Origin of the sequence: Amycolatopsis roodepoortensis, from assembly GCF_014873915.1 — a bacterium.
Classification (GTDB): domain Bacteria; phylum Actinomycetota; class Actinomycetes; order Mycobacteriales; family Pseudonocardiaceae; genus Amycolatopsis; species Amycolatopsis roodepoortensis.
The window spans coordinates 2,245,983-2,270,070 of the sequence record NZ_JADBEJ010000005.1 but is presented as its reverse complement, the minus strand read 5'-3'; the positions used below and the strand labels follow the sequence as shown (position 1 = coordinate 2,270,070).

General features: G+C 68.8%; 20 protein-coding genes. 12 read left to right on the top strand and 8 right to left on the bottom strand.

Annotation, left to right across the window (positions count from 1 at the left end; translation table 11 throughout):
* Window positions 1–290: 290 nt before the first annotated feature.
* Window positions 291–2,303, bottom strand: coding sequence for a fatty acid desaturase (locus H4W30_RS30065; RefSeq protein ID WP_192745867.1), 2,013 nt, complete (start codon window positions 2,301–2,303; stop codon window positions 291–293).
* Window positions 2,304–2,755: 452 nt separating this feature from the next.
* Between H4W30_RS30065 and tig the strand changes: the two genes are divergently transcribed.
* The 6 genes from tig to H4W30_RS30035 all read left to right on the top strand — a co-directional run bounded on the left by tig (window position 2,756) and on the right by H4W30_RS30035 (window position 8,594).
* Window positions 2,756–4,126 (top strand): trigger factor, encoded by a 1,371-nt coding sequence (tig, locus tag H4W30_RS30060; protein WP_125676316.1) that lies wholly within the window; start codon window positions 2,756–2,758, stop codon window positions 4,124–4,126.
* 172 nt (window positions 4,127–4,298) lie between these two features.
* Window positions 4,299–4,901, top strand: coding sequence for a ClpP family protease (locus tag H4W30_RS30055; protein WP_016332353.1), 603 nt, complete (start codon window positions 4,299–4,301; stop codon window positions 4,899–4,901).
* Between the two features lie 27 nt (window positions 4,902–4,928).
* Window positions 4,929–5,600, top strand: a complete 672-nt coding sequence (locus H4W30_RS30050; RefSeq protein WP_016332354.1) for an ATP-dependent Clp protease proteolytic subunit — start codon at window positions 4,929–4,931, stop codon at window positions 5,598–5,600.
* 218 nt (window positions 5,601–5,818) lie between these two features.
* The gene (gene clpX, locus H4W30_RS30045) at window positions 5,819–7,114 is read left to right on the top strand and encodes an ATP-dependent Clp protease ATP-binding subunit ClpX (RefSeq protein ID WP_016332355.1); all 1,296 of its coding nucleotides are present in this window, start codon (window positions 5,819–5,821) and stop codon (window positions 7,112–7,114) included.
* Between the two features lie 103 nt (window positions 7,115–7,217).
* Window positions 7,218–7,598 carry a hypothetical protein gene (locus H4W30_RS30040; RefSeq protein ID WP_192745866.1) on the top strand — a complete coding sequence of 127 codons (381 nt, stop codon included), beginning with the start codon at window positions 7,218–7,220 and terminating at the stop codon, window positions 7,596–7,598.
* A gap of 75 nt (window positions 7,599–7,673) precedes the next feature.
* The gene (locus tag H4W30_RS30035) at window positions 7,674–8,594 is read left to right on the top strand and encodes a sensor histidine kinase (RefSeq protein ID WP_318780690.1); all 921 of its coding nucleotides are present in this window, start codon (window positions 7,674–7,676) and stop codon (window positions 8,592–8,594) included.
* 2 nt (window positions 8,595–8,596) lie between these two features.
* On the opposite strand, the gene H4W30_RS30030 is transcribed toward H4W30_RS30035, so the two are convergent.
* Together H4W30_RS30030 and H4W30_RS30025 are read right to left on the bottom strand one after the other, a co-directional pair.
* A complete protein-coding gene (locus H4W30_RS30030) occupies window positions 8,597–9,538 on the bottom strand; it encodes an alpha/beta hydrolase-fold protein (protein ID WP_192745865.1) in 942 nt (313 codons plus the stop codon).
* Window positions 9,539–9,671: 133 nt separating this feature from the next.
* A complete protein-coding gene (locus H4W30_RS30025; RefSeq protein WP_192745864.1) occupies window positions 9,672–10,370 on the bottom strand; it encodes a TetR/AcrR family transcriptional regulator in 699 nt (232 codons plus the stop codon).
* A gap of 72 nt (window positions 10,371–10,442) precedes the next feature.
* Between H4W30_RS30025 and H4W30_RS30020 the strand changes: the two genes are divergently transcribed.
* A complete protein-coding gene (locus H4W30_RS30020) occupies window positions 10,443–11,879 on the top strand; it encodes a carotenoid oxygenase family protein (protein ID WP_192745863.1) in 1,437 nt (478 codons plus the stop codon).
* A 160-nt stretch (window positions 11,880–12,039) separates the two neighbouring features.
* On the opposite strand, the gene fdhD is transcribed toward H4W30_RS30020, so the two are convergent.
* The gene (gene fdhD, locus H4W30_RS30015) at window positions 12,040–12,870 is read right to left on the bottom strand and encodes a formate dehydrogenase accessory sulfurtransferase FdhD (protein ID WP_192745862.1); all 831 of its coding nucleotides are present in this window, start codon (window positions 12,868–12,870) and stop codon (window positions 12,040–12,042) included.
* Window positions 12,871–12,971: 101 nt separating this feature from the next.
* Here fdhD and H4W30_RS30010 point away from each other — a divergent pair, with 101 nt between their 5' ends.
* From H4W30_RS30010 to H4W30_RS30000, 4 genes are read left to right on the top strand one after another with little or no spacing between them, the layout of a single operon-like run.
* Window positions 12,972–14,333, top strand: a complete 1,362-nt coding sequence (locus H4W30_RS30010; RefSeq protein ID WP_192745861.1) for an L-lactate MFS transporter — start codon at window positions 12,972–12,974, stop codon at window positions 14,331–14,333.
* The gene (locus tag H4W30_RS44320) at window positions 14,330–14,458 is read left to right on the top strand and encodes an MFS transporter small subunit (protein WP_255355414.1); all 129 of its coding nucleotides are present in this window, start codon (window positions 14,330–14,332) and stop codon (window positions 14,456–14,458) included. Before H4W30_RS30010 ends, H4W30_RS44320 begins: the two co-directional genes overlap by 4 nt.
* A gap of 13 nt (window positions 14,459–14,471) precedes the next feature.
* A complete protein-coding gene (locus tag H4W30_RS30005) occupies window positions 14,472–15,215 on the top strand; it encodes an SDR family NAD(P)-dependent oxidoreductase (RefSeq protein ID WP_192745860.1) in 744 nt (247 codons plus the stop codon).
* Between the two features lie 48 nt (window positions 15,216–15,263).
* Window positions 15,264–16,664: an LCP family protein gene (locus tag H4W30_RS30000; RefSeq protein ID WP_192745859.1), complete on the top strand. Its 1,401-nt coding sequence runs from the start codon at window positions 15,264–15,266 to the stop codon at window positions 16,662–16,664.
* 3 nt (window positions 16,665–16,667) lie between these two features.
* Here H4W30_RS30000 and H4W30_RS29995 read toward each other — a convergent pair whose 3' ends face one another.
* From H4W30_RS29995 to H4W30_RS29980, 4 genes are all read right to left on the bottom strand, one after another.
* Entirely contained in the window at window positions 16,668–17,552 is an 885-nt protein-coding gene (locus H4W30_RS29995; RefSeq protein ID WP_192745858.1) for a hypothetical protein, read from the bottom strand.
* An 80-nt stretch (window positions 17,553–17,632) separates the two neighbouring features.
* On the bottom strand, window positions 17,633–19,945 hold the full coding sequence (locus tag H4W30_RS29990; RefSeq protein ID WP_192745857.1) for an FdhF/YdeP family oxidoreductase: 2,313 nt from the start codon (window positions 19,943–19,945) through the stop codon (window positions 17,633–17,635).
* Between the two features lie 43 nt (window positions 19,946–19,988).
* Window positions 19,989–20,312 (bottom strand): hypothetical protein, encoded by a 324-nt coding sequence (locus tag H4W30_RS29985; RefSeq protein WP_192745856.1) that lies wholly within the window; start codon window positions 20,310–20,312, stop codon window positions 19,989–19,991.
* A gap of 31 nt (window positions 20,313–20,343) precedes the next feature.
* On the bottom strand, window positions 20,344–21,300 hold the full coding sequence (locus H4W30_RS29980; RefSeq protein ID WP_225949914.1) for a hypothetical protein: 957 nt from the start codon (window positions 21,298–21,300) through the stop codon (window positions 20,344–20,346).
* Window positions 21,301–21,407: 107 nt separating this feature from the next.
* On the opposite strand from H4W30_RS29980, the gene H4W30_RS29975 reads away from it, so the two are divergent.
* Window positions 21,408–24,041, top strand: coding sequence for a valine--tRNA ligase (locus H4W30_RS29975; RefSeq protein ID WP_192745855.1), 2,634 nt, complete (start codon window positions 21,408–21,410; stop codon window positions 24,039–24,041).
* Window positions 24,042–24,088 lie beyond the last annotated feature (47 nt).

The following is a 24,088-nucleotide window of genomic DNA, read 5'->3' as shown; positions in this document are numbered from 1 at the left end:
GGCTGCAGAGAAGCGGGGTGATCCCCGGCCGGTGTTGCGAAAGTGGCTTTCGCAACGTGCAACGTCCCACCCGGCCAGCGAAACCGGGGCGGCCGCGTCGTGATCAGACGGACGGCACCCGTGATCAGACGGACGACACACGTGACTGGCTGGACGACACGCGTGTGCGGCCGGGTCCGCCGCGAGTCGTCCGCCTGGACACGTGTGTCGTCCCACTGATCACGCGTGTCGTCCGTCTGATCACGCGTGTCGTCCATCCAGTCACGTGAGATACGCGATGGCGGCCGGGGTCAGCGGTCGTAGTCGACGGCCAGTTCGGGGGAGGTGGCCACCGCCCGGCAGGTCAGGATCCGCCCCGCCGCGACCTCGTCGTCCCCGAGCGCGTAGTGCACGTCCATCCGCGCGCTGCCCCGCACCACCGTCGCCCGGCAGGTGCCGCAGGCCCCGCCGACGCACGCGTACGGCGCGTCGACGCCGTGCCGGAGCGCGGCGCTGAGCACGGTTTCGCCCACCGTCGCCGGGATTTCGGCGGTCTTCCCGCCCGCGGTCACCGTCAGCGTCGAGCCCGGCCGCCGCGAGGGGCGGACGGGCAGCGCGCCCTGGAACAGTTCGAAGTGGACGTTCTCCTCGGGGACGTCGCGGTCCGCGAGGGTCCGGCGGGCCATGTCGACGAGGTCGCGCGGGCCGCACAGGAACCACTCGTCCACCTTCGCCGGGTGCAGCCGCGACTGCAGCAGCGCGCGGAGACGGGTGCCGTCCAGACGGCCGCGCTGGTAGCGCTCGTGCGAGATGGCGAGCGCCTCGCCGACGATGTCGAACGGCCGCTCGGGCCGTTGCGTGCGCAGATCCGGGTCGCGTTCGTCGGTACGGTAGTGCACCACGTGCAGCCGCCCGCCCAGCCTCGCGGCGAGGGCGGCGAGTTCGCCGGCGAACATCGTGCTGGCCCCGGAAGTGTTGATGTAGAGCAGGGTCGCCTTGCTGTTCGGCTCGTCCTGCAGGGTCGCGGTCAGGATCGAGAGGATCGGCGTGATCCCGCTGCCCGCGGCGAGCGCGACGTACCGGCCGGCGCGGCTCCGCGCCGGGGTCAGCGTGAACTCCCCGTCCGGCGGCAGGACGTCCAGTGCGTCGCCCGCCGCGAGTTCCGTGGTGGCGAACGTCGAGAACGCGCCGCCGAGCTGATGTTTGATCGCGATCCGCAGCACACCGGAGTCCGGCGTCGAGCAGATCGAGTAGGCGCGCCGCACCTCTTCCCCGTCGACCTCCGCGCGGATGACGAGATGCTGGCCGGGGGTGAACCGGAAGGTCTCCCGGAGCCGTTCCGGGACGTCGAACGTCACGGTGACGGCGCCCTCGCACAGCGGCCGGACCTCGGCGACCCGCAGCGAGTGGAAGCGGCTCGGCTGCCGAGGCTGGGGCGCGGGCGGCTCCTCGTCGAACGAATCGGTGAGCTGACGCCATTCGCGGTACTCCGACGACGTCAGCTCGCGGCCCCACGGGGTGGCGATCGGAACGTCCCTGGCGAGGTACGCCTCGCGGTTGTCCCGCCACGTGCGCAGGTAGCGGTAGAACGGGATCGCGGGGTGGAGATGGTGCACCAGGTGGTAGTTCTGGCACAGCATGATCGGCGTCATCAGCCATTCGAGCCCGACGCGGACGCGCGTGGCGCCGAACCGGTTCTGCCGCTGCGCGCCGAGGTCGTGATGCGGCAGCCAGTCGAACCACCAGGCCAGCACGGCCAGCCCGACGCGCTGCGGGATCAGGTAGACCATCAGCAGTTCCCAGCCGTGGCCGCTCACCGTCAGCCAGGCGAACGCGGCGAGGCTCAGCGTGACGGCGGCCGCGGTCTCGGCCCGCTCCGACGGCGGCCGCGTGCGCTGCCGCGCCACGTAGAAGCGGGCGTACCAGAAGTCGATGGTCAGCCAGCGCAACGGCAGCTGCCACCAGGGGCCGTGCGCGGTCCAGGCGTCGGGATCGGTGTGGGCGTCCTCGTTGGTGTTGCGGTGGTGCTCCAGATGGATGTAGCGCACCAGTGGAAAGGAGCCGTAGACCGCCACGAACGGCATCGCGAGCCTGCCGAGCAGTTCGTTGACCCAGGTGAGCCGGCCGGCCGCGTGGTGCGTCGACTCGTGCAGCACGGTGAACATGGTGAAGGTGACGAGCGCGTGCAGGGGAATGGTCACCCAGAGCGGCGCGGCCTCGTTGACGACCAGCCAGGTGGCGCCCGTCCAGACCATGGCGCCGCCGACGAACAGCAGCACCGTCGGCACCGAGACCACCGGCAACGGGAGACGCGGGTTGGGCACACCGCGTCTCGGTCTTCTCTCGGACGATTCCCCCGTGTCCCCGGACCGGGTTACGGCGACGGTCATCGATCGTTCCCCTCGGTCGATGCTACCGGGACAAGCTGTCACACCGTAGACAATTAGTATTGGTTTGTAAACTTCATCCGATCGCCGAAACGCCTCGTCACGGCGCCCGATGGTGAATCGTGGCACGCATCCGTGTCCAGGAAAGGGCCGGTTCGTAACAGAGAAGAACCGAAAACTGGTCCGATCGGGTGGTCGGCGGGTGGTTGCTGCGACGTCGTTCGAAACCCGTGAGCGGCGGATGAGGGCGGGGTGGTGGCCCCGGGACCGGACCGGTGAGCGACACGGCCTAGACTCGGACGGCCCGGTCTGCAAGGTGACCAGGGCACATCCGCCGTCGACGACATGCGGATGCTCAAACACATCGTTTACCGCTCGAGGAGAATACGTTGAAGAGCACCGTCGAGCAGCTCAGCCCGACGCGAGTCAAGATCAATGTCGAGGTGCCGTTCGACGAGCTCAAGCCGAACTTCGACCGCGCCTACCGCAAGATCGCCCAGCAGGTGCGCATCCCCGGCTTCCGCCCGGGCAAGGCGCCGGCTCGCGTGCTGGAAAGCCGGATCGGGCGAGCCCCGGTGCTCGACGAGGTCGTCAACGAGGTCATTCCGGCCAAGTACATGGAAGCCGTGCGCGCGGGCGAGGTCCGCACGCTGGGCCAGCCCGAGTTCGAGGTGACCAAGCTGGAGGACCGTGAGGTCCTCGAGTTCACCGCCGAAGTCGACATCCGCCCGGAGATCTCGCTGCCCGACCTCGAGGGCTTCTCGGTCAGCGTCGACGACGTCGAACTGACCGACGCCGAGGTCGACGAGCAGCTCGACGAGCTGCGCGCCCGGTTCGGCACGCTCACCGGTGTCGACCGCCCGGCCGAGAACGGCGACTTCGTCTCGATCGACCTCGCGGCCACCGTCGACGGCCAGGAGGTCGAGGAGGCCTCGACCACCGGCCTGTCCTACGAGATCGGCTCCGGCCAGCTCGTCGACGGTATCGACGAGGCGATCATCGGCGCGAACGCGGGCGAGACCAAGACCTTCACCACGAAGCTGGTCGCCGGCGAGCACACCGGCAAGGACGCCGACGTCACCGTCACCGTGCAGACCATCAAGCAGCGCGAGCTGCCCGAGGCGGACGACGAGTTCGCCCAGATGGCGAGCGAGTTCGACACGATCGACGAGCTGAAGGCCGACCTTCGCGAGCGCCTCGGCCGCGTCAAGAAGATGCAGCAGGGTGTCCAGGCCCGCGACAAGGTCCTCGAGGAACTGCTCGAGCGCACCGAGGTCGCGATCCCGGAGAAGGTCCTCGAGGCCGAGATCGAGAACCGCAAGCACGACGCGATCCACCCCTTCGACCACGACGAGGCGCAGTTCGCCAAGGCGCTCGAGGCCGAAGGCCGCACGATCGAGGAGTTCGACACCGAGGTCCGCGAGGAGTCGGAGAAGGCGGTCCGCACGCAGCTGCTGCTGGACAGCATCGCCGACGCCGAGCAGACGTCGGTCAACGACGGCGAGCTCACCGAGCGCATCATCTACCAGGCGCAGCGCTTCGGCGTCAGCCCGGACGAGTACGTCCAGCGGGCGCAGCAGTCCGGTCAGCTGACCGCGATCTACGCCGACGTCCGTCGCGGCAAGGCGCTGGCCTCGGTGGTCCGCAAGACCACCGTGACCGACGCCTCCGGTGCCACGGTCGACCTCGAAGAGCTCTTCGGCCCCGCAGCCGAGGAGACGCAGGTCACCGAGGAACCCGCGAAGACTGCGGCCGAGTAGGGAATATCCGGTCCGCTCGAAACGGACCGTAAAGCTGTAAGCGAACTTGGGCGGTGTCAGGCATTCTGCACCGCCCAAGTTCGTTAGGGTCGGTTGCAAGATCCTCAAGCATCTGGACATACGCGGCGGCGAACGTTCCACCCGCCGCCGTCGGCGAAAAGGCAGGCATGACGTGACGCAGCACACGCCCCAGGCGCGGACCGGTACCGCAGGGCTCAACCTCACCGACTCGGTCTTCGAGCGGTTGCTCCAGGAGCGCATCGTCGTCCTCGGCTCCGAGGTCAACGACGAGGTCGCCAACCGGATCACCGCCCAGTTGTTGCTGCTCGACGCAGACGACTCCGAGTCGGACATCCGCTTCTACATCAACTCGCCCGGTGGCTCGGTCACCGCGGGTTTCGCGATCTACGACACCATGCAGCTGATCCGCCCGGACGTCGCGACCTACGCGATGGGCCTCGCCGCGTCGATGGGGCAGTTCCTGCTCTCGTCCGGCACGCCCGGCAAGCGGTACGCGCTGCAGCACGCGCGCATCCTCATGCACCAGCCCTCGGCGGGGGTCGGCGGCACGGCCTCCGACATCGCCATCCAGGCCGAGGTGTTCGGCAAGTGGAAGCAGGAGCTGGCCCGGATCACCGCCGAGCAGACCGGCCAGACGGTCGAGCAGATCGTCAAGGACGGCGACCGCGACCGCTGGTTCACCGCGCAGGAGGCGAAGGACTACGGCTTCGTGGACCAGGTCCTCACTCGTGAGAACCCGCTTCCCAACAGCTGATCCGCGCCTCGCACACAGGAGAATTCAATGAGCAACTTCCAGCTTCCGATCGGGTCGCAGGCGCCCGGGATGCAGTCGCGGCTCCAGCTGCCGCAGTCGCGGTACGTCCTGCCCTCGTACGTCGAGCGCACGAGCTACGGCATCAAGGAATCGAACCCGTACAACAAGCTGTACGAAGAGCGCCAGATCATGCTCGGCGTGCAGATCGACGACGCGTCGGCGAACGACGTCATGGTCCAGCTGCTGCACCTCGAGCACGAGGACCCGGACCGCGACATCATGATCCTGATCAACTCGCCCGGTGGTTCGTTCACCGCGCTGATGGCGATCTACGACACGATGCAGTACGTCCGCCCCGACATCGTCACGATGTGCATCGGCCAGGCCGCTTCGGCCGCCGCGGTGCTGCTGGCCGCGGGCACCCCCGGCAAGCGGTTCACCCTGCCGAACTCGCGCGTGCTGATCCACCAGCCCGCCACCGAGGGCACCTACGGGCAGGTCTCGGACCTGGAGATCCAGGCCAACGAGATCCAGCGGGTGCGGCGCCAGATGGAGGTCATCCTGGCGAAGCACACGAACAAGGACGCCGACGAGGTCAAGAAGGACATCGAGCGCGACAAGATCCTGACGGCCGACGAGGCCAAGGCGTACGGGATCGTCGACGAGGTGCTCGAGTACCGCAAGGCTTCGAGCAGCTGATCGTGGGAGGGGACCGGTGCGTGTCGGGAGACGACACGCACCGGATCCCTGGTCTATGGTCAGCTTCTGGCGTGCTCAGATGTGACGTTGGTTCTCCCGCCGACGGCATCGGGCGGGTACCGTCAGTGGCAGTGTGTGAGGCTCCGAGCGGTCATCCGTGACCGGGGCGGTAAGACAGTCAGGCGCGTATCGCGCCGGAGGGGACGAGGTCAACGGCCATGGCACGGATCGGTGACGGCGGCGACCTGCTGAAATGTTCTTTCTGCGGCAAGAGCCAAAAGCAGGTGAAGAAGCTCATTGCCGGCCCCGGGGTCTACATCTGCGATGAGTGCATCGATCTCTGCAACGAGATCATCGAAGAGGAACTGGCCGAGGCCGGTGAGGTCAAGCTCGACGAGCTGCCCAAACCCGCCGAGATCCACGAGTTCCTCGAGCAGTACATCATCGGCCAGGACGACGCGAAGCGATCGCTGGCCGTGGCGGTGTACAACCACTACAAGCGTGTGCAGTCCGACGACAAGGCCGGGCCGAAGGATTCCAAGGACGAGACCGTCGAGCTGGCGAAGTCCAACATCCTGATGCTCGGGCCGACGGGCTGCGGCAAGACCTACCTGGCCCAGACCCTGGCGAAGATGCTGAACGTCCCGTTCGCGATCGCGGACGCCACGGCGCTCACCGAAGCCGGGTACGTGGGCGAGGACGTCGAGAACATCCTGCTCAAGCTGATCCAGGCGGCGGACTACGACGTCAAGCGCGCCGAGACGGGCATCATCTACATCGACGAGGTCGACAAGATCGCCCGGAAGTCGGAGAACCCGTCGATCACCCGCGACGTGTCCGGCGAGGGCGTGCAGCAGGCGCTGCTGAAGATCCTCGAGGGCACCACCGCCTCGGTGCCGCCGCAGGGCGGCCGCAAGCACCCGCACCAGGAGTTCATCCAGATCGACACGACGAACGTGCTGTTCATCGTGGCCGGCGCGTTCGCCGGGCTGGAGAAGATCATCAACGAGCGGGTCGGCAAGCGCGGCCTCGGTTTCGGCGCGGAGATCCGCACCAAGGCCGAGATCGACGAGAGCGACATCTTCTCCGACACCATGCCGGAGGACCTGATCAAGTTCGGGCTGATCCCGGAGTTCATCGGCCGTCTCCCGGTCGTCGCGACGGTGACCCACCTCGACAAGGACTCGCTGGTCAGCATCCTGACCACGCCGCGCAACGCGCTGGTGAAGCAGTACAAGAAGCTCTTCGAGATGGACAACGTCGAGCTGGAGTTCACCAAGACCGCGCTCGAGGCCATCGCCGACCAGGCCGTGCTCCGCGGCACCGGCGCCCGCGGCCTGCGCGCGATCATGGAAGAGGTCCTGCAGCCGGTCATGTACGACATCCCCAGCCGCGACGACGTCGCGAAGGTCGTCATCACCGAGCAGACCGTCCGCGAGAACGTGAACCCGACGATCGTGGCACGTCAGCCGTCGCGTCGTCGCAGCAGCGAACGCGGCGAGAAGTCCGCCTAGAGAACACCTTTCGTCACTGATGCCCCGGCCGGATCCTTCCGGCCGGGGCATCGGTTTCTCCGGCCCGGTCCGGCCGGTGACCGGACCGGGATAGGATGCGAGAGTGCCGCTGACTCCCACGAAGGACGAGAACGAGGCTCCCGAGCTGGCAGCCGCGAGTCCACGCGAGGTCAGGGGACTCGTCGAGCTCACCGAACGCATCGTCGTCGGGGCCTACCGCGGGCATCCGTGGATCCCGCGCGCGCTGACGATCGCGCTGGGCGTGCTGGTGGCGACCTGCCTGGTGGCCGGCGTCGTCCGGCTGTCGCCGCTACCGCTGATCCCGCTGCCGTTCTTCGCCGTTTCGGCGTACGCGCTCCTCCGGATCAAGGGGGCGCGGAGCGCGGAGGCGAACCAGCCGCTCGTCGCCTGGACCGGGCTGTTCACCGGTGCGACGCTCGCCGGATTCTGGTTGATCTCGATGGCGGGACGCTGGCTCGGCTGATCGCCCGGCACACTTTTCCGGATTTCCCTCCGTTAGCAGGGTTTCAGAATCCCCTGGACGGGGTAAGACGAGTCCGTGACAGTCACCGCGGGGCCCTTCTCGCACGTGGGTCTGCTCTACTCCGGTGACGCCGAGTACCTGGACGGTACGGTTCCGTACATCCTGGAGGGGTTGAAGCACGACGAGCCCGTGGCGGTGGCCGTGCCGAGCCGGAACCTGGCCCTGATCGAAGCGGCGTTGGGGGAGTCCGCCGCCGACGTCGAGCTCATCGACATGAGCGAAGCCGGCCGGAATCCGGGCCGCATCCTCCCCGGTGTGCTGCTCGCGTTCGCGGACAACCGGCCGGGGCCGGTCCGGATCATCGGCGAGCCGATCTGGGCGGGCCGTTCGGCCGTCGAGTACCCGGCGTGCGCGCAGCACGAGGCACTGATCAACTTCGCCTTCGGCGATCGCGACCTCAGCATCCTGTGCCCGTACGACCGCACCCGGCTCGAAGCCGACGTTCTCGCCGACGCGGAGCGGACCCATCCGACCCTTTCCGGAGCCGACGGGGATCGCCCGAGCCCGGGCTACGCACCCGACGCGGTCGTCGAGAAGTACAACCTGCCGCTGCCCGAGCCGCGGTCGGCCGACGCGTTCCGCTTCGACCTCGGCACGCTCGCCGCGGTGCGCCGGTTCGCGCAGGTCCGGGCCGAAGAGAGCGGGCTCGCCAGGGAACGGGTGGAGGATCTGGTGCTCGCCGTGGCGGAACTGTCGGCCAACAGCGTGCTGCACGGTTCCGGGCACGGTGTCGTGCGGGTCTGGCGCGAGGAGGGCCACGTGCTCTGCGAGGTCGTCGACGAAGGCACCTTGAGCGATCCGCTGGCGGGCCGCCGTCCCGCTTTGCCGGGACAGCTGGGCGGACGTGGTCTGGTGCTGGTGAACCAGGTCGCCGATCTGGTCCGGCAGTACCTCAGACCGGGTTCGACCGTGACCAGGATCTACTTCCGCGTCTGAGCTCAGGCGTGCTTCGGGACGTGCTTGCCGAGGAACGCGATCAGGCTCGGCACGACCGTGCGGTTGAAGCTGTCGCCGTGCTTGCCGCGCGCGGTGTGCGCGACCGTGGGCCGCGCTTCGGAGATGAACTTCCGCACCCCGCCGATGAACGGATCTTCGGTCCCGCACCAGATACCGGTCGGCACGCTCTTGGTGACATTGATGTGGCGCAACGGATCCAGCGAACCCCAGTCGGCGGCGTCGCGGAACGCGCGGCGTTTGCTCATTTCGGCCCACGACGTGATCAGCGCGGGCGCGAGCGCCGCGACCGCGGCGGGCGGACGACGGCGTTCCAGGCGGCGCCGGGTGTACAGCAGCGCGCCGAAGCCGCCCATCGAAAGCCCCGTGGCGGCGAACGGCTGCCCGTCCCGGCCGCCGAGGCCGCGGGCGGCCAGCCAGCGGGGGACCTCTTCGAGCAGCATCGCCATCGGGTTGTCCCCGGGCTGGTTCTCGTGCCAGTAGTGGTCACCGCCGTCGACGGCGACGAACCCGAACGGCGGCACCGCCTTGCGGGCGACCTCGCTGCCGAGCTGCTTGAGCAGCCCGGTGGGGGCCGCGTGGCGCGCGGTGCCGTGGAGGCCGTGCAGCATCAGCGACATCGGCAGGCCCTTGGGCGGGGCCTTGGTCGGCAGCATGAGCACGAGATCGACCTCGCGGCCGCGGGCTTCGGAGTAGACGCGTTCGACGCGGGGGCTGCCCAGCTGCGTGGCCGGCGTCGGCGAGGCGACACCGAGCGCCCGCTGGAGCGCTTCGCTGAACGGCAGGGCCCCGGTGGCCGTACCGGCGGCGAGCCCGGCGACTCCGAGACCGGAGGCGCCGGCGATCAGCACGGACCGACGGCTCAGCCACCGGCGGGCGCCGTCCACCCCCGGCAGCGTCGTGTGCCCCTGGTCGTCCTCGTTCACCGATCCCCGTTCCCCGTTCCCGCTCCCCATTCCCCCGCGGTTTCTTTCCGGCCGAGGGCTTCCACCAGGTCAGACGCGCGTTTCCGCTCGAAGGTTGCACGATTCACCGACCTGTGACCGGGGTATCGCCGGATCAGGTGCCGATGTTTCCCTCTTTCGCGCGCCACGCCTCGATCGAGACCCGGGCGGACCGCATCGCCGCCTCGTAAGTGTCGCCGAGACCCACGCCGATCGCGGTGGCCAGGGGAATCAGGATGTGGTCCACACCATTCTCGCCGTCGCCGAAATGCCCGGCGACCTCCAGCGTGATGTAGCCGTGCACGGCGCTCCAGAGCTGGGCGGCGACCTCGAATTCGGGGGTGGGACGGAACCGGCCCGCGTCTATCACCCGCTTCGCGGCGCGAACGAGATAGCCGAAGGCCTCGATGCCCTCTTCGCTGGCGTTCTGGCGGGTCTCCTCCTTGGTCATGTCGCCCAGTGCCGCCTTCTGCCCGCTGGGCTGGCTCTGGCCGAAGGTCACCGCGTAGAGCTGCGGGTTGTCGACCACGGTCCGCCGGTAGGCCAGCGCCAGGGTGAGGATGTCGGCGACCGGGTCGTCGGTCTCCTCGACTTCGCCCAGATTCGCCGACAGCCGCCGGAAGCCCTCGCGCGCGACCTCGTTCACCAAGGCGCCCATCCCGCCGAAGTGGGTGTACACGGCCATGGTCGACGCACCGATCTCGGCCGCCAGCTTGCGGGCCTGGAGCGCCTCCGGGCCGCCGTCCGAGAGCAGCCGGATCGCCGCCTCGATCAGCTTGGCCTTGACCTCGGCGGCGGAGGGTTTCGATGCCATGCTTGCCAGTATCCCATAACCCTGTTATAAATGAATGCATAACATCGTTATTCCGCCGGTAGGGGGCCAGTGATGGGCAACAAGTTCCTCGAGGGCAACTTCGCCCCGGTCAGCCGCGAGCACACGATCACCGAACTGAGCGTCACCGGGCACATCCCGGAATACCTGGACGGCCGCTACCTGAGGAACGGGCCGAACCCGCTGTCCGAAGTGGACCCGGCGACCTATCACTGGTTCATGGGCGACGGCATGGTGCACGGCGTCCGGCTGCGGGACGGCCGCGCCGAGTGGTACCGCAACCGCTGGGTGCGCAACCCGCGGCTGTCCGCGGACCTGGGCGAGCGCTGGGAAGGCGGTGTGGCCGCCGGTCTGGGGGCCAACACGAACGTGATCGGCCACGCGGGCAAGACCCTCGCGCTGATCGAGGGCGGCGCCACCAGCTTCGAGCTGACCGACGAGCTCGACACCGTCGGTGTCTGCGACTTCGACGGCACGCTTCCCGGCGGCTACACCGCCCATCCGAAGCGTGATCCGGAGACCGGCGAACTGCACGCCGTGTCGTACTTCTTCGGCTCGGGCAACAAGGTCCAGTACTCGGTGATCGACGCGCGGGGACGGGCCCGCCGCACGGTCGACGTCGAGGTCACCGGTTCGCCGATGATGCACGACTTCTCCCTGACCGAGAAGCATGTCGTGTTCTACGACCTCCCGGTCGCCTTCGACAGCGAGCAGGCCGTCGCCGCGTCCGTCCCGTCGGTCCTGCGCACGCCCGCGCGGCTCGTGCTGTCGGCGCTGGTGGGCAAGGTGAAGGTGCCGGATCCCTTCGCGGCGAAGCTGCGTCAGCGGGTCTCGGGCAACGCCGGCCTGCCGTACCGCTGGAACCCGAAGTACCCGGCGCGGATCGGGGTCATGCCGCGCGACGGCGGCAACGGCGACGTCCGCTGGTTCGAGATCGAGCCGTGCTACGTCTTCCACCCGATGAACGCCTACGACGACGGCGACGACATCGTGCTGGACGTCGTCCGCCACCCGAAGATGTTCGACACCGAACTGCTCGGGCCCGCCGAGGGGCCGCCGACCCTGGACCGCTGGACGATCGACCTGAGTGCCGGCAAGGTCGTCGAGGAACGCCTCGACGACCAGGGGCAGGAGTTCCCGCGCGTCGACGAGCGTTTGGTGGGACGGCGGCATCGCTTCGGCTACTCGGTGTCCACAAAGGACGGATCGGCGTCCTCGGGGGCACTGCTCAAACACGACCTGTGGAACCGTTCGGTCGCTTCGCGGGAATTCGGCGCGGGCAGCCAGGTGGGGGAGTTCGTCTTCGTGCCGTCCTCTGTGGACGCGGGGGAGGACGAAGGTGTGCTGATGGGTTTCGTCTACGACGCCGCGACGCAGAAGAGCGATCTGACCATTTTGGACGCGGGGACACTGGAGACCGTCGGTGCCGTGCACCTGCCGGACCGCGTGCCGAACGGCTTCCACGGCAACTGGGTGGGCGCGGAGGGCTGAAGGGGAGGTGTCGCGAAAGCCACTTTCAGGACGTCGGATGTCCCGAAAGTGGCTTTCGCGACGTCTGGCGGGCTAGTCGCCACCTCCGCCGACGTTGCGAAAGCCACTTTCGCAACCTTCAACGTTGCGAAAGTGGCTTTCGCAACACTTCGCGCCCTGCTCAGTCCAGGCCGAGCACCCGCTGTTCCCCGCCGTAGAGGTTCATGCTGTCGCCGCGCAGGAAACCGATGAGGGTCATGCCGTTCTCGTCGGCCAGTTCCGCGGCCAGCGACGACGGCGCGGAAACGGCCGCCAGCAGGCCGATCCCGGCCATGGCGGCCTTCTGCACCAGTTCGAACGAGGCGCGGCCGGACACCAGCAGCCCGGCGTCCGCCGCGGGGATCCGGCCCTCCTGCAGCGCCCAGCCGAGCACCTTGTCGACGGCGTTGTGCCTGCCGACGTCCTCGCGGACGACGGCGAGGTTCCCGTCACCGTCGAACAGGGCGGCCGCGTGCAGCCCGCCCGTGCTGGAGAACACCTTCTGGTGCGCGCGAAGGGTGTCCGGGAGCGTCGCCAGCACGTCGGTGCTCACCGCGAACTCGGACTTCCCCGGCGAAAACCGGCTTTTCAGCTTCACCGCGTCGAGCGCGGCCTTGCCGCAGACGCCGCACGAGGACGTGGTGTAGAAGTTCCGCTCGACGCCGGTCTCCGGCGGAGCCACCCCTTCGGCCAGCGCGATGTCGAGGACGTTGTAGGTGTTGCGCCCCTGGTCGTCGACGCCGTCGCAGTACCGCGCGACCGCGACGTCCTCACGCGAGGCGAGCACGCCCTCCGACAGGAGGAACCCGTGCGCCAGTTCCACGTCGTTGCCGGGTGTGCGCATGGTGACCACGAGTGCCTTGCCGCCGACCCGGATCTCCAGCGGTTCTTCGGCCGCGAGCGCGTCGGGCCGCCGGACGTCCTTCGTCGCGGAGATCTTCCGCACCGGACGCCGCACCGTCACCCTGCCCACTTGTCCACCCTTCTGACCGGTTATTCGACACTCGGATACTGCAACGTCGGGAATTAAGTAATACATTCCCAGTGCACATCCCCAGAGTACGGAGGCGCCGGATGGCTGTCGGCTTCCTGGACCGTTCCCGCATCGTCGCATCGCCGGGCTGGAGCCGCTGGCTGGTGCCGCCCGCCGCGCTCGCCGTCCACCTGTCGATCGGGCAGGCGTACGCGTGGAGCGTCTTCAAACCGCCGCTGGAGAAGACTCTCGGGCTCAGCGGCACGGAGAGCGCGCTGCCGTTCCAGCTCGGCATCGTGATGCTCGGGCTGTCGGCGGCGTTCGGCGGGACGCTGGTCGAACGCAACGGGCCGCGCTGGGCGATGTTCGTCTCGATGGTCTGTTTCAGCTCGGGCTTCCTGCTCTCCGCGCTCGGCGTGGCGACGTCGCAGTACTGGCTCGTCGTCCTCGGCTGGGGCGGGATCGGCGGCATCGGGCTCGGCATCGGCTACATCTCGCCGGTGTCGACGCTGATCAAATGGTTCCCGGACCGGCCGGGGATGGCCACCGGGATCGCGATCATGGGCTTCGGCGGCGGCGCCCTGATCGCCTCTCCGTGGTCCTCGCAGATGCTGGGCGCGGCGCCGTGGTCGGCCGGGACGGTCGCGACGGCCTTCCTCGTGCACGGCCTGGTCTACGCGGTCTTCATGACCCTCGGCATCCTGCTCGTCCGCGTTCCCGCCGATGGCTGGAAGCCGGCGGGCTGGGAACCCAAGACCGACCACGGCAACGCGATGATCACCACCGCGAACGTGTCGGCGCGCAACGCCCTCAGGACGCCGCAGTTCTGGCTGCTCTGGGTGGTCCTGTGCTTCAACGTGACCGCGGGCATCGGCATCCTGGAGAAGGCGTCGCCGATGATCGCGGACTTCTTCCGTGAGACCTCGACCCCGGTCGGCACCGCCGCCGCGGCCGGGTTCGTCGCGTTGCTCTCGCTGACCAACATGCTCGGCCGGTTCGTCTGGTCGTCCACTTCGGATCTGGTGGGGCGCAAGAACATCTACCGGCTCTACCTCGGTGTCGGCGCACTGCTGTACCTGGTGATCGCGCTGACCACCAACGCGTCGAAGCTCGTGTTCGTCCTGTGCGCCATGCTGATCCTGTCGTTCTACGGCGGTGGCTTCGCGACCGTCCCCGCGTACTTGAAGGACCTCTTCGGCACGTACCAGGTGGGCGCGATCCACGGCAGGCTGCTGACCGCGTGGTCGATGGCCGGTGTGCTCGGGCCGCTCATCGTCAACGCCATCGCCGACAGCCAGAAGGCGGCGGGCAAGGTCGGCCCCGACCTCTACTCGACGTCGCTGTTCATCATGATCGGCCTGCTGGTGGTCGGCTTCGTCGCCAACGAACTGGTGCGCCCCGTCAACCCGAAGTTCCACGAGCCGGCGCCGTCCGGCGAGCCCGCGAGGAGTGAGGCCCGATGACCGAACAGGCTCCCGAACGCCGCCGCACCGGGCTGATGGTCTTCGCCTGGCTGTGGGTCGCGCTCCCGTTCGCCTACGGGGTCTACGAACTGTTCCGCAAGGTGGTCCAGCTTTTCGGCGGCTGAGTAAGGTCGGCTCGTGGGAATTCTGGTCACCGGGGCGTCGCGCGGCATCGGCCGTGCGATCGCCCGCGCCTTCGCGGAAAAGGGCGACCGTGTCGCCGTCCACTACGCCTCGAAGCGGGAGGACGCCGAGCGGACCCTCGGCGAGCTTCCCGGTTCCGGGCACGGCCTGGTCCAGGGCGACCTCGCGGATCCCGAGGTGGCGCGGCGGGTCGCCGACGAGGCCGAGGCGCTGGTGGACGGTGTCGACGTCTTGGTCAACAACGCCGCCTTCGCACCGTCCGCGTCCTCGGCCCATCCCGTCGCCGAAGTGTCCTATGAGGACTGGCAGCGGGTCTGGCGGCGGATGCTCGACGTCAACGTGCTCGGCACCGCGAACGTGACCTACTGCGTGGCCCGGCACATGATCGAGCGCGGCGCGCCCGGCCGCGTGGTCAACATCGGCTCGCGGGGAGCCTTCAAGGGCGAGCCCGAGTTCCCGGCATACGGCGCGAGCAAGGCGGCGCTGCACTCGCTGGGGCAGTCGCTCGCCGTCGCCCTCGCTCCGCACGGGATCGCCGTGACCACCGTCGCGCCCGGCTTCACCGCGACGGACCGGGTCGCGGCGAAGGTCGAAGGCGCGCGCGGCGAGAGCCCGTTCGGCCGGGTCGGCACGCCGGAGGAGGTCGCGGCGGCGGTGCTCTACCTCGCTTCCGGCGACGCCGCGTGGGCGTCCGGCGCGATCCTCGACCTGAACGGCGCCTCGTATCTGCGGATGTGAACTGGATCACGAATGCAGCGCTGAAGGCTTTCCGCGCGTCTATGGAACGTGCACAAGCTGGGGAAGGTCCTGGTCGCCGCGCTGGCGGTGGCGGTGTTCGGCGGGACCGCGTACGGATACACGACGCTGGAGTCGCTCGAAGGCGTCACGCGTGAAGACGTGATCGAGGCGCCGGACCCGGGAGAGCAGCCCGCCGACGGCTCGCTGGACATCCTCCTGGTCGGCCGCGACGCGCGGACCGACAACCAGGACCGGCCGCTCCCGCCGGAGATCCTGCGCGAACTGCGCGCCGGGGCCAACGGCGACGACCTGACCGACACGCTCATCGTGCTCCGCATCCCCAACGGGCAGCAGGCCGTGAAGGCGTTCTCGATCCCGCGGGACTCTTGGGTCGCGCAGCCGGGCACGAAGGACAAGAGCAAGATCAACGAGATCTTCGGCCGGACCAAGTTCGCCTCGGCGAACGAGCAGCGCGCGGCGGGCAAGACCGACAAGGCCGAAATCAACAAGCAGGCGATCACCGCGGCGCGGAAGGCGACCCTGAAGGCGGTCGAGGAGCTCAGCGGGGTCAAGATCGATCACTTCGCCGAGGTCAACCTGCTGAGCTTCTACGAGATCAGCAAGGCGGTCGGCGGGGTCGAGGTCTGCTTGAACAAGGCCACCAAGGACCGGGATTCGGGCGCGGATTTCCCGGCCGGGCGGCAGACGATCCAGGGCGCCGACGCGCTCGCCTTCGTCCGTCAGCGCAAGAACCTGCCCCGCAGCGACCTCGACCGCGTCCGCCGTCAGCAGGTGTTCCTCGCGGGGCTGGCGCAAAAGGTGCTGTCCGGCGGGACCCTCGCCAACCCGGCGCGCGTGTCCGACCTGATCGACGCGGTGAAGCGTTCGGTGGTGCTCGACGGTTCGTGGGACCTGCTCGACTTCGTCCGGCAGATGCGCGGCGTGTCCGGAGGCGGTATCGCGTTCGAGACGATCCCGGTGGTCAACCCCGACTACCGCTACGACCCCCGGCATCCGACCTGGACCGCCGTGCAGGTGGATCCCGTCCAGGTGCGCGCGTTCGCCGCCTCGCTGATCGGCGCGCAGCCCGCGACCCCGCAGGCGCCGGCCGGCCCCAAGGTCGACGTCGTCAACGCGAGCGGCAAGGACGGTCTCGCCGCCCGCGTCTCGGATCTCTTGGCGGAGAAGGGTTACGGCAAGGGCGACACGAAGGCCGAGGCCGGGCGGCGGACGTCGGTCGTCCGGTACAGCGACGCGTCCGGGCCCGCGGCGGAGATCGCGAAACTGCTCGGCGGACTGGACGTCCAGAAAGCCGATTCGGTCGCCGCGGGCCAGGTCGAGGTCGTCCTCGGTCAGGTCTACAAAGGACCGGGCGTGTCCGCGGGCGGGGGAGCGCCTGCCCAGGGTGAGCAGCCGATCACCCCGGACAGTGCCGGATGCATCGACTGATCCTCAGCCCGGCGGGATCTTGCCGTTCTTGGCCACCGGAAGGCCGAGCTGGGTCGGCTCGGTGATGACGACCTCCTCACTGGGTAGCCGCGCCAGCACCGGGTTCAGGTGGGTCAGCTTCAGCGAGACCGGGCCGACGACGCTGGGCGCGGTGCTTACGTCCGCCTTCGCCAGATCCAGCCATTGGATGGTGCCGAGCACCTCCGGCGGGATCTCGTCACCGCGTTTGGCCACTGGGACGCACACCTGCCGCGCGTTGCCGACCTTGACGTCCGTCTTCGGCCGGTCGGCCAGCACCGGGTTGAGATGGCCCAGTGTCAGCGGGAACGGGATGGTGGGGATACCGAGGACGCGCAGGGCGTAGCACTCGAGGTCGATGTGCCGCACGAACGACAGGATCTCCGGCGGCGGCAGCTTCCCGTTCTTCGCGACGGGGACGCACAACTGCTCCGGCGACAACATCGTGACGTGCGCGTCCTGGATACCCAGCTTCTGCACGACGGGGTTCAGCTGGCTCAGCGTCAGCGGGAAGTCGGCCGCGCGGCCTTCGATCCGGTAGCAGGACAGATCCACCCAGCGGACGTAGTCGAGGATGCCCGGCGGCGGGATCGCGCCGTTCTTCGCGACCGGCACGCAAAGCTGCCGGCGTTCGCCCAGCTTGACCGTCTCCGACGGCAATTTCGCGAGGACGGGGTTGAGGTGCGTGAGGGTGAGCTCCACGGGCGGCGGTTTGTAGCCCTCGGTCCGGTAGCAGGACAGGTCGAGCTGGGAGACGAAGGGCAGTGGCGGCGGTGCGCCCGGAGCGGCGGTGGCCGCGCCGGGCAGTACCGCGACGAGCAGGAGCGAGGCCAGGGCGGCGAAGCAACGCAGAGCCGATCTTCGTGACATGGCAAGGCCTTTCCGCGAAGTGGGTCGGTCACTTCACGGTGGACCCGGCCCGTCCCGCCCGACACCGCCGACCGGGCGGCCTAAGGTGCGGTCACCGGCTCCAACCGCACCACGATCGCCTTCGACACCGGCGTGTTCGACTTGTCGGCCACCGAATCCAGCGGCACCAACGCGTTCGCCTCGGGGAAATACGCCGCCGCGCAGCCCTTCGCCGTCGGATAGGAGACCACCCGGAACCGCGGGGCCCGGCGGTCGCCGTCCCGCCATTCCGAGACCAGGTCGACCATCGCGCCGTCGGTTAGCCCGAGCGAAACCAGGTCCTCGGGGTTCACCAGCACCACACGCCGCGCGTCCTCGATGCCGCGGTAACGGTCGGAAAGCCCGTAGATGGTGGTGTTGTACTGGTCGTGGCTGCGCATCGTCTGCAGCAGCAGCCTGCCCTCGGGCACCTCGGGATACTCGAGCTCGGAGACGGTGAAGTTCGCCTTGCCGTTGGCGGTCCCGTTGAACTGCCGCGAATCACGCGGCGCGTGCGGCAGGACGAACCCGTCGGGCTCACGCACCCGGGCGTTGTAGTCGTGGCAGCCCGGGACGACGCGGGCGATCCGGTCGCGGATGAGGTCGTAGTCGGCGTGGAAGTCCCGCCACGGCACGGCGTGCCCGGCGCCGAGCAGGGCCTCCGCGAGATGGCAGATGATGGCGACCTCGGACAGCAGGTGCTCACTGGCCGGGGCCAGCCTGCCGCGTGAGGTGTGCACCTGCGACATCGAATCCTCGACGGTGACGAACTGCTCGCCGCCCGCCTGGACGTCGCGTTCCGTGCGGCCGAGTGTGGGCAGGATCAGCGCCGTCCTGCCGGGGACGACGTGCGACCGGTTGAGCTTCGTCGACACGTGCGCGGTCAGCGAACACGACTTGAGCGCCTTCTCGGTCAGCTCCGTGTCCGGGGTGGCGGACGCGAAATTGCCGCCGACGGCGAAGAAGACCTTGCCCTTGCCGTCCCGCATCGCGCGGATCGCGGCGACGGTGTCGTATCCGTGGTCGCGCGGGACCCTGATGCCGAACTCGGCGTCGAGACTGTCCATAAAGGACTCGGGCATCTTCTCCCAGATCCCCATCGTCCGGTCGCCCTGGACGTTGGAGTGCCCGCGCACCGGGCACAGGCCCGCTCCCGGCTCGCCGATCATGCCGCGCACCAGCGCCAGGTTCGCGACCTCGGAGATCGTCTGCACCGCGTGCTTGTGCTGGGTCAGGCCCATCGCCCAGCAGTAGATGGTCCGCTTCGACGTCGCGATCATCCGCGCGAGCCGCTCGATCTGCTCCCGCGGCAGCCCGGTCGCGGTGCCGACCTCGGTCCAGTCGATCTCGCGCAGATGCTTCGCGTAGTCCTCGAATCCCTCGGTGGACGACTCGACGAACGCGCGGTCGACGATCGTGCCGGGCGTCTCCTGCTCCCACTTCAGCAGCAGATGTCCGATCGCCTGGAACAGCGCGAGGTCGCCGCCGAGCCGGATCTGCGCGAACTCGTCGGCCAGCGGGGTGCCCTTGCCGACCACGCCGCGGACGTTCTGCGGGTTCTTGAACCGCATCAGACCGGCTTCGGGCAGCGGGTTGACCGCCATGATCTTGGCGCCGTTGCCCTTGGCCTCCTCCAGCGCGGACAGCATGCGCGGGTGGTTGGTGCCCGGGTTCTGGCCGACCACCACGATCAGGTCCGCCTTGTGGATGTCGGCAAGCGACACCGACCCCTTGCCGATGCCGGTCGTCGCCGCGAGCGCCGCGCCGGAGGACTCGTGGCACATGTTGGAGCAGTCGGGGAGGTTGTTGGTGCCGAAGGAGCGCACGAGCAGCTGATAGAGGAACGCGGCCTCGTTGCTGGTGCGGCCTGAGGTGTAGAAGATCGCCTCGTTCGGGTCGCTCAGTGCCCGCAGCTCGTCCGCGACCAGCGTGAAGGCGTCGTCCCAGGAGATCGGCTCGTAGTGCGAAGCGCCTTCGCGCAGCACGAACGGTTCGGTGATGCGGCCCTGCTGACCGAGCCAGTAGTCGGTCTTGTCCGCCAGCTCGTGGATCGAGTGCGCGGCGAAGAACTCGCGGCCGACGCGGCGCTTCGTCGCCTCCTCGGCGACGGCCTTCGCGCCGTTCTCGCAGAACTCCGCGAGCTTGCGGTGCTCGCCGTCGACCTCGCGCGGCTCCGGCCAGGCGCATCCGGGGCAGTCGAAGCCGTCGCGCTGATTCAGCAGGCGCAGCGTCTTCACCGTGCGCGCGGCGCCCATCTGTTCCATGCCGCGCATCAGGGAGACGGCGACCCCGGGGATCCCGGCCGCCCAGCTCTTCGGTTTCCCGACCTCGAGCTGTGTCTCGTCAACGTCGTTCGCGGGTGCTTCGCGGGTCATGCCCCCATCGTGCGCCTTGCCGCCTCCGCGCGCGACCGAGGGGTCAGGCGTCGGTGACGATCCGGGCGATCTGCGTTTCGTCGAGCGGGAACCAAGGTGTCTCGTTGACGCCGCGTTCCTGCACCGCGTTCACCGTCACCGCGGCCACGACCAGCACGATCAGTGCGACGATCGCGGCGATGCCGGGCCACCGGCTCGACCCCGGCGCGGAGTAGCCGCCGGCGGAGGCCGCCGCCTTGCGCTGCTTGCGGCGCTTCTTCTTGAGCTCCTTCTTCGCGCCGAGCCAGGCGTCCAGTTCGGCGTGCTTCTGCCAGTTCGGGTCGACCAGGTCCGGGTGGGTCTCGATCCGCCGGTCCTCTTCGTCCATCTCTGTCCTCTTCCCCAGGGGTTTCGGCCGGCTAACCGCAGTTGCCTGTCGACGGCAGGGGTTTCGTCGGGTCGTAGGTGTCCACTTCGTCGACCGCGAGCGCTCCGTCGACGGGTTTGCTCTTGTCAGAGTACTGGGGCGCGAGGATGCCGGCCTTGAGCGCGTCACACGCCATGTGCGAGTGGTAGCCCGCGCCTTCGCCGAAGCTGAGCCCGGCGTCGGCCTCGGCGAACGGCGGCGCCTTGCGGATCACGTAGTCCTGCTCGTCGCGGACGAACGGGACTATGTCCGCCGGCGACCGGGCCTCACCCGGATGCGCGTCGAAGGCGTACGCGGTCGTGTAACTCGCGTGCAAGATCAGTTCGCCCTTCTCGCCGGCTTTCGAGGTCAGGAAGCCGGTCATGCGCGGGCTCACCTGGAGCAGCCGGTTCGGGCCGATGAGGGTCAGGTACTTGCCCTTTTCGACCTTGAGCGGGCCGGCGAGCGCCGGTTCGAGCCGGACGCGTTCGTTCGGGGCGAGCAGGCGGAGCAGTTCCGAGCCGTCCGCGTACTGCAGTGCCGGGGAACCCAGCCGGGCCGCCGCGATGGCCTCCGTCACGGTCCGGTACGCCGCGTCGACCTCCCCGGCGGTGAAATCGCCGACAGCCCGCCCCGGCGGCACGATGACCCCGGCGATGCCTTCGCGCCAGTTCGCGGCGGGGGTGCGGTCGTAGGGCCGGTTCAGGTCGACCGCACCGGAAACCGGGGCGGCCTTCGGCGGCTGCCCGAAGCCGGGTACGTCGTTGACGCCGCGTCCCTGTACCCGGTGCACGACGACCGCAGCGACCACGAGCGCGATCAGCGCCAGGACGAGGACGGGGCCGCCGGACACCCGGAAACGGCGGTGCGACGCCTGCTTCTTCGCGCCGAGCCAGGCGTCCACTTCCGCGTGCTCGCGCCAATTCGGATCCATCAGATCCGGATGCGTCTCCAGCCGCCGGTCTTCCAAGAGCCCGCCCCTCCCCAGTGCGTCACGACAACCCCTCATCGCCTGGGAACGCCGGGCGTTACGGCCGGTGAGGAAGTCGATGGAGGGGGTTCGTAGACTTGTCAACTGTGACCGAGAACGCCCAGCCGCAGCAGACCGACCTTCCGGGTACCTGGAACCCGGCCGACGAAGAAGCCTCGCTCTACCAGCGTTGGGTAGACGCCGGCTACTTCACGGCCGACCCCACGTCGGACAAGCCGCCGTTCACGGTAGTCATCCCGCCCCCGAACGTGACCGGTTCGCTGCACATCGGGCACGCGTTCGAGCACACCCTGATCGACGCCATCACCCGCTACCACCGCATGCTCGGCGACGAGACGCTGTACCTGCCGGGCATGGACCACGCGAGCATCGCGGTCCACGCGCTGGTCGAGAAGCAGCTCCGCGCCGAGGGCACCAGCCGCCGCGAGCTCGGCCGCGAGGCCTTCGTGGAGCGCGTCTGGCAGTGGAAGAACGAGCACGGCGGCAAGATCCTCGCCCAGATGAAGCGCCTCGGCGAGGGCGTGGACTGGACCCGCGAGCGGTTCACCATGGACGACGGCCTGTCCAAGGCCGTCAACACGATCTTCAAGAAGCTCTACGACGACGGCCTGATCTATCGCGCCGAGCGGCTGGTCAACTGGTCGCCGGAGCTGCGGTCGGTGCTGTCCGACGCCGAGGTGAAGCACGAAGAGGTCGAGGGCGAGCTCGTCTCGATGCGCTACGGCGACGGCGAGAACGCGATCGTCGTGGCCACCACCCGGATGGAGACGATGCTCGGCGACACCGCCGTCGCGGTCCACCCGGACGACGAGCGCTACACCCACCTCATCGGTACCGAGGTCGAGCTTCCGCTGACCGGGCGAAAGATCCCGATCGTCGCGGACAAGCACGTCGACCCGGAGTTCGGCACCGGCGCGGTCAAGGTGACGCCCGCGCACGACCCGAACGACTTCGAGATCGGCCAGCGGCACGACCTGCCGATGATCACGATCATGGACGAGCAGGGCCGCATCGACGGCACCGGCACCGAATTCGACGGCATGGACCGCTTCGAGGCCCGTGTCGCGGTGCGGGAGAAGCTGCGCGAGCAGGGCCGCATCGTCGCGGAAAAGCGTCCGTACCTGCACAGCGTCGGGCACTCCGAGCGGTCCAAGGAGCCGATCGAGCCGCGGCTTTCGCTGCAGTGGTTCGTCAAGGTCGGCCCGCTCGCGAAGGCCGCCGGCGACGCGGTGCGCGACGGCCGCGTGAACGTCCACCCGGCGGAGATGGAGAAGCGCTACTTCGACTGGGTCGACAACCTGCACGACTGGTGCATCTCGCGCCAGCTGTGGTGGGGCCACCGCATCCCGGTCTGGTACGGCCCGAACGACGAGGTCGTCTGCGTCGGACCGGACGAGAAGCCGCCGTCGGGTGAGGGCTGGACCCAGGATCCGGACGTCCTCGACACCTGGTTCTCGTCGGGCCTGTGGCCGTTCTCCACCCTCGGCTGGCCGGAGAAGACCCCGGACCTGAACAAGTTCTATCCGACGTCGGTGCTGGTCACCGGCTACGACATCCTGTTCTTCTGGGTCGTGCGGATGATGATGTTCGGCCTCTACGCCACCGGCGAGGCGCCGTTCAAGACCATCGCGCTGCACGGCATGGTCCGCGACCAGTTCGGCAAGAAGATGTCGAAGACCGCGGGCAACGGCGTCGACCCCATCGAGTGGATGGACAAGTACGGCACCGACGCGCTGCGGTTCACCCTCACGCGAGGTGCCAACCCGGGCACCGACGTGCCGATCGGCGAAGAGTGGGTCGCGGGCTCCCGGAACTTCACCACGAAGCTCTGGAACGCCACCAAGTTCGCGATGATGAACGGCGCGGACGCCAACGCCCCGCTGCCCCCGGCCGCCGAGCTCACCGAGGCCGACCGCTGGATCCTCGGCAGGCTCGGCAACGTCGTCGACGAGGTCACCGGATACCTGGCGGACTACCAGTTCGCGAAGGCCACCGACACGCTGTACCAGTTCACCTGGACCGAGCTGTGCGACTGGTACCTGGAGCTGTCGAAGGTCCAGGTCTTCCAGGGTGACGAGGCCCGCGTGACGGCGACCCGCGCGGTGCTGGGGCACGTGTTCGACACCGTGCTGAAGCTGCTGCACCCGTTCATCCCGTTCATCACCGAGAAGCTGTGGACGGCGCTGACCGGCCGTGAGTCGCTGGTGATCGCCCAGTGGCCGGTGGCCGACTCCTCGTACGCCGACGCTGTGGCGGACAAGCGGATCGCGGACGTGCAGAAGCTGGTCACCGAGGTCCGTCGGTTCCGCGCGGACCAGGGCCTCAAGCCCAGCCAGAAGGTGGCCGCGCGGCTGTCCGGCGACGGGTTCGCCGAGATCACCGGGCACGACGAGCCGATCCGCTCGCTGGTCCGGCTCACCCAGCCGGAAGAGGGCTTCGCGCCGAGCGCGTCGCTCGAGGTCGGGCTGTCGGCCGGTGTGGTGACCGTCGAGCTGGACCTGTCCGGCACGATCGACGTCGCCGCGGAACGCAAGCGCCTGCAGAAGGACCTCGGCGCGGCGGAGAAGGAACTGGCGCAGGCCGAGGCCAAACTCGGCAACCAGGCCTTCATCGACAAGGCGCCGGAGCCGGTGATCGGCAAGATCCGGGCCCGCAAGGAGACCGCGGTCGCGGACATCGAGCGCATCAACGCCCGACTGGCGACGCTTCCCGCCTCCTGACCTCGTGAGTGGTAAGGACGGTTCTAACCGTCCTTACCACTCACGAG

Excerpts from the sequence above, each read along its gene's own strand:
- H4W30_RS30050 (WP_016332354.1), top strand. The coding sequence starts at position 4,929 with ATGAGCAACTTCCAGCTTCCGATCGGGTCGCAGGCGCCCGGGATGCAG.
- clpX (WP_016332355.1), top strand. The coding sequence starts at position 5,819 with ATGGCACGGATCGGTGACGGCGGCGACCTGCTGAAATGTTCTTTCTGC.
- H4W30_RS30025 (WP_192745864.1), bottom strand. The coding sequence starts at position 10,370 with ATGGCATCGAAACCCTCCGCCGCCGAGGTCAAGGCCAAGCTGATCGAG.
- H4W30_RS30020 (WP_192745863.1), top strand. The coding sequence starts at position 10,443 with ATGGGCAACAAGTTCCTCGAGGGCAACTTCGCCCCGGTCAGCCGCGAG.
- H4W30_RS30010 (WP_192745861.1), top strand. The coding sequence starts at position 12,972 with ATGGCTGTCGGCTTCCTGGACCGTTCCCGCATCGTCGCATCGCCGGGC.
- H4W30_RS44320 (WP_255355414.1), top strand. The coding sequence starts at position 14,330 with ATGACCGAACAGGCTCCCGAACGCCGCCGCACCGGGCTGATGGTCTTC.
- H4W30_RS29995 (WP_192745858.1), bottom strand. The coding sequence starts at position 17,552 with ATGTCACGAAGATCGGCTCTGCGTTGCTTCGCCGCCCTGGCCTCGCTC.
- H4W30_RS29990 (WP_192745857.1), bottom strand. The coding sequence starts at position 19,945 with ATGACCCGCGAAGCACCCGCGAACGACGTTGACGAGACACAGCTCGAG.
- H4W30_RS29985 (WP_192745856.1), bottom strand. The coding sequence starts at position 20,312 with ATGGACGAAGAGGACCGGCGGATCGAGACCCACCCGGACCTGGTCGAC.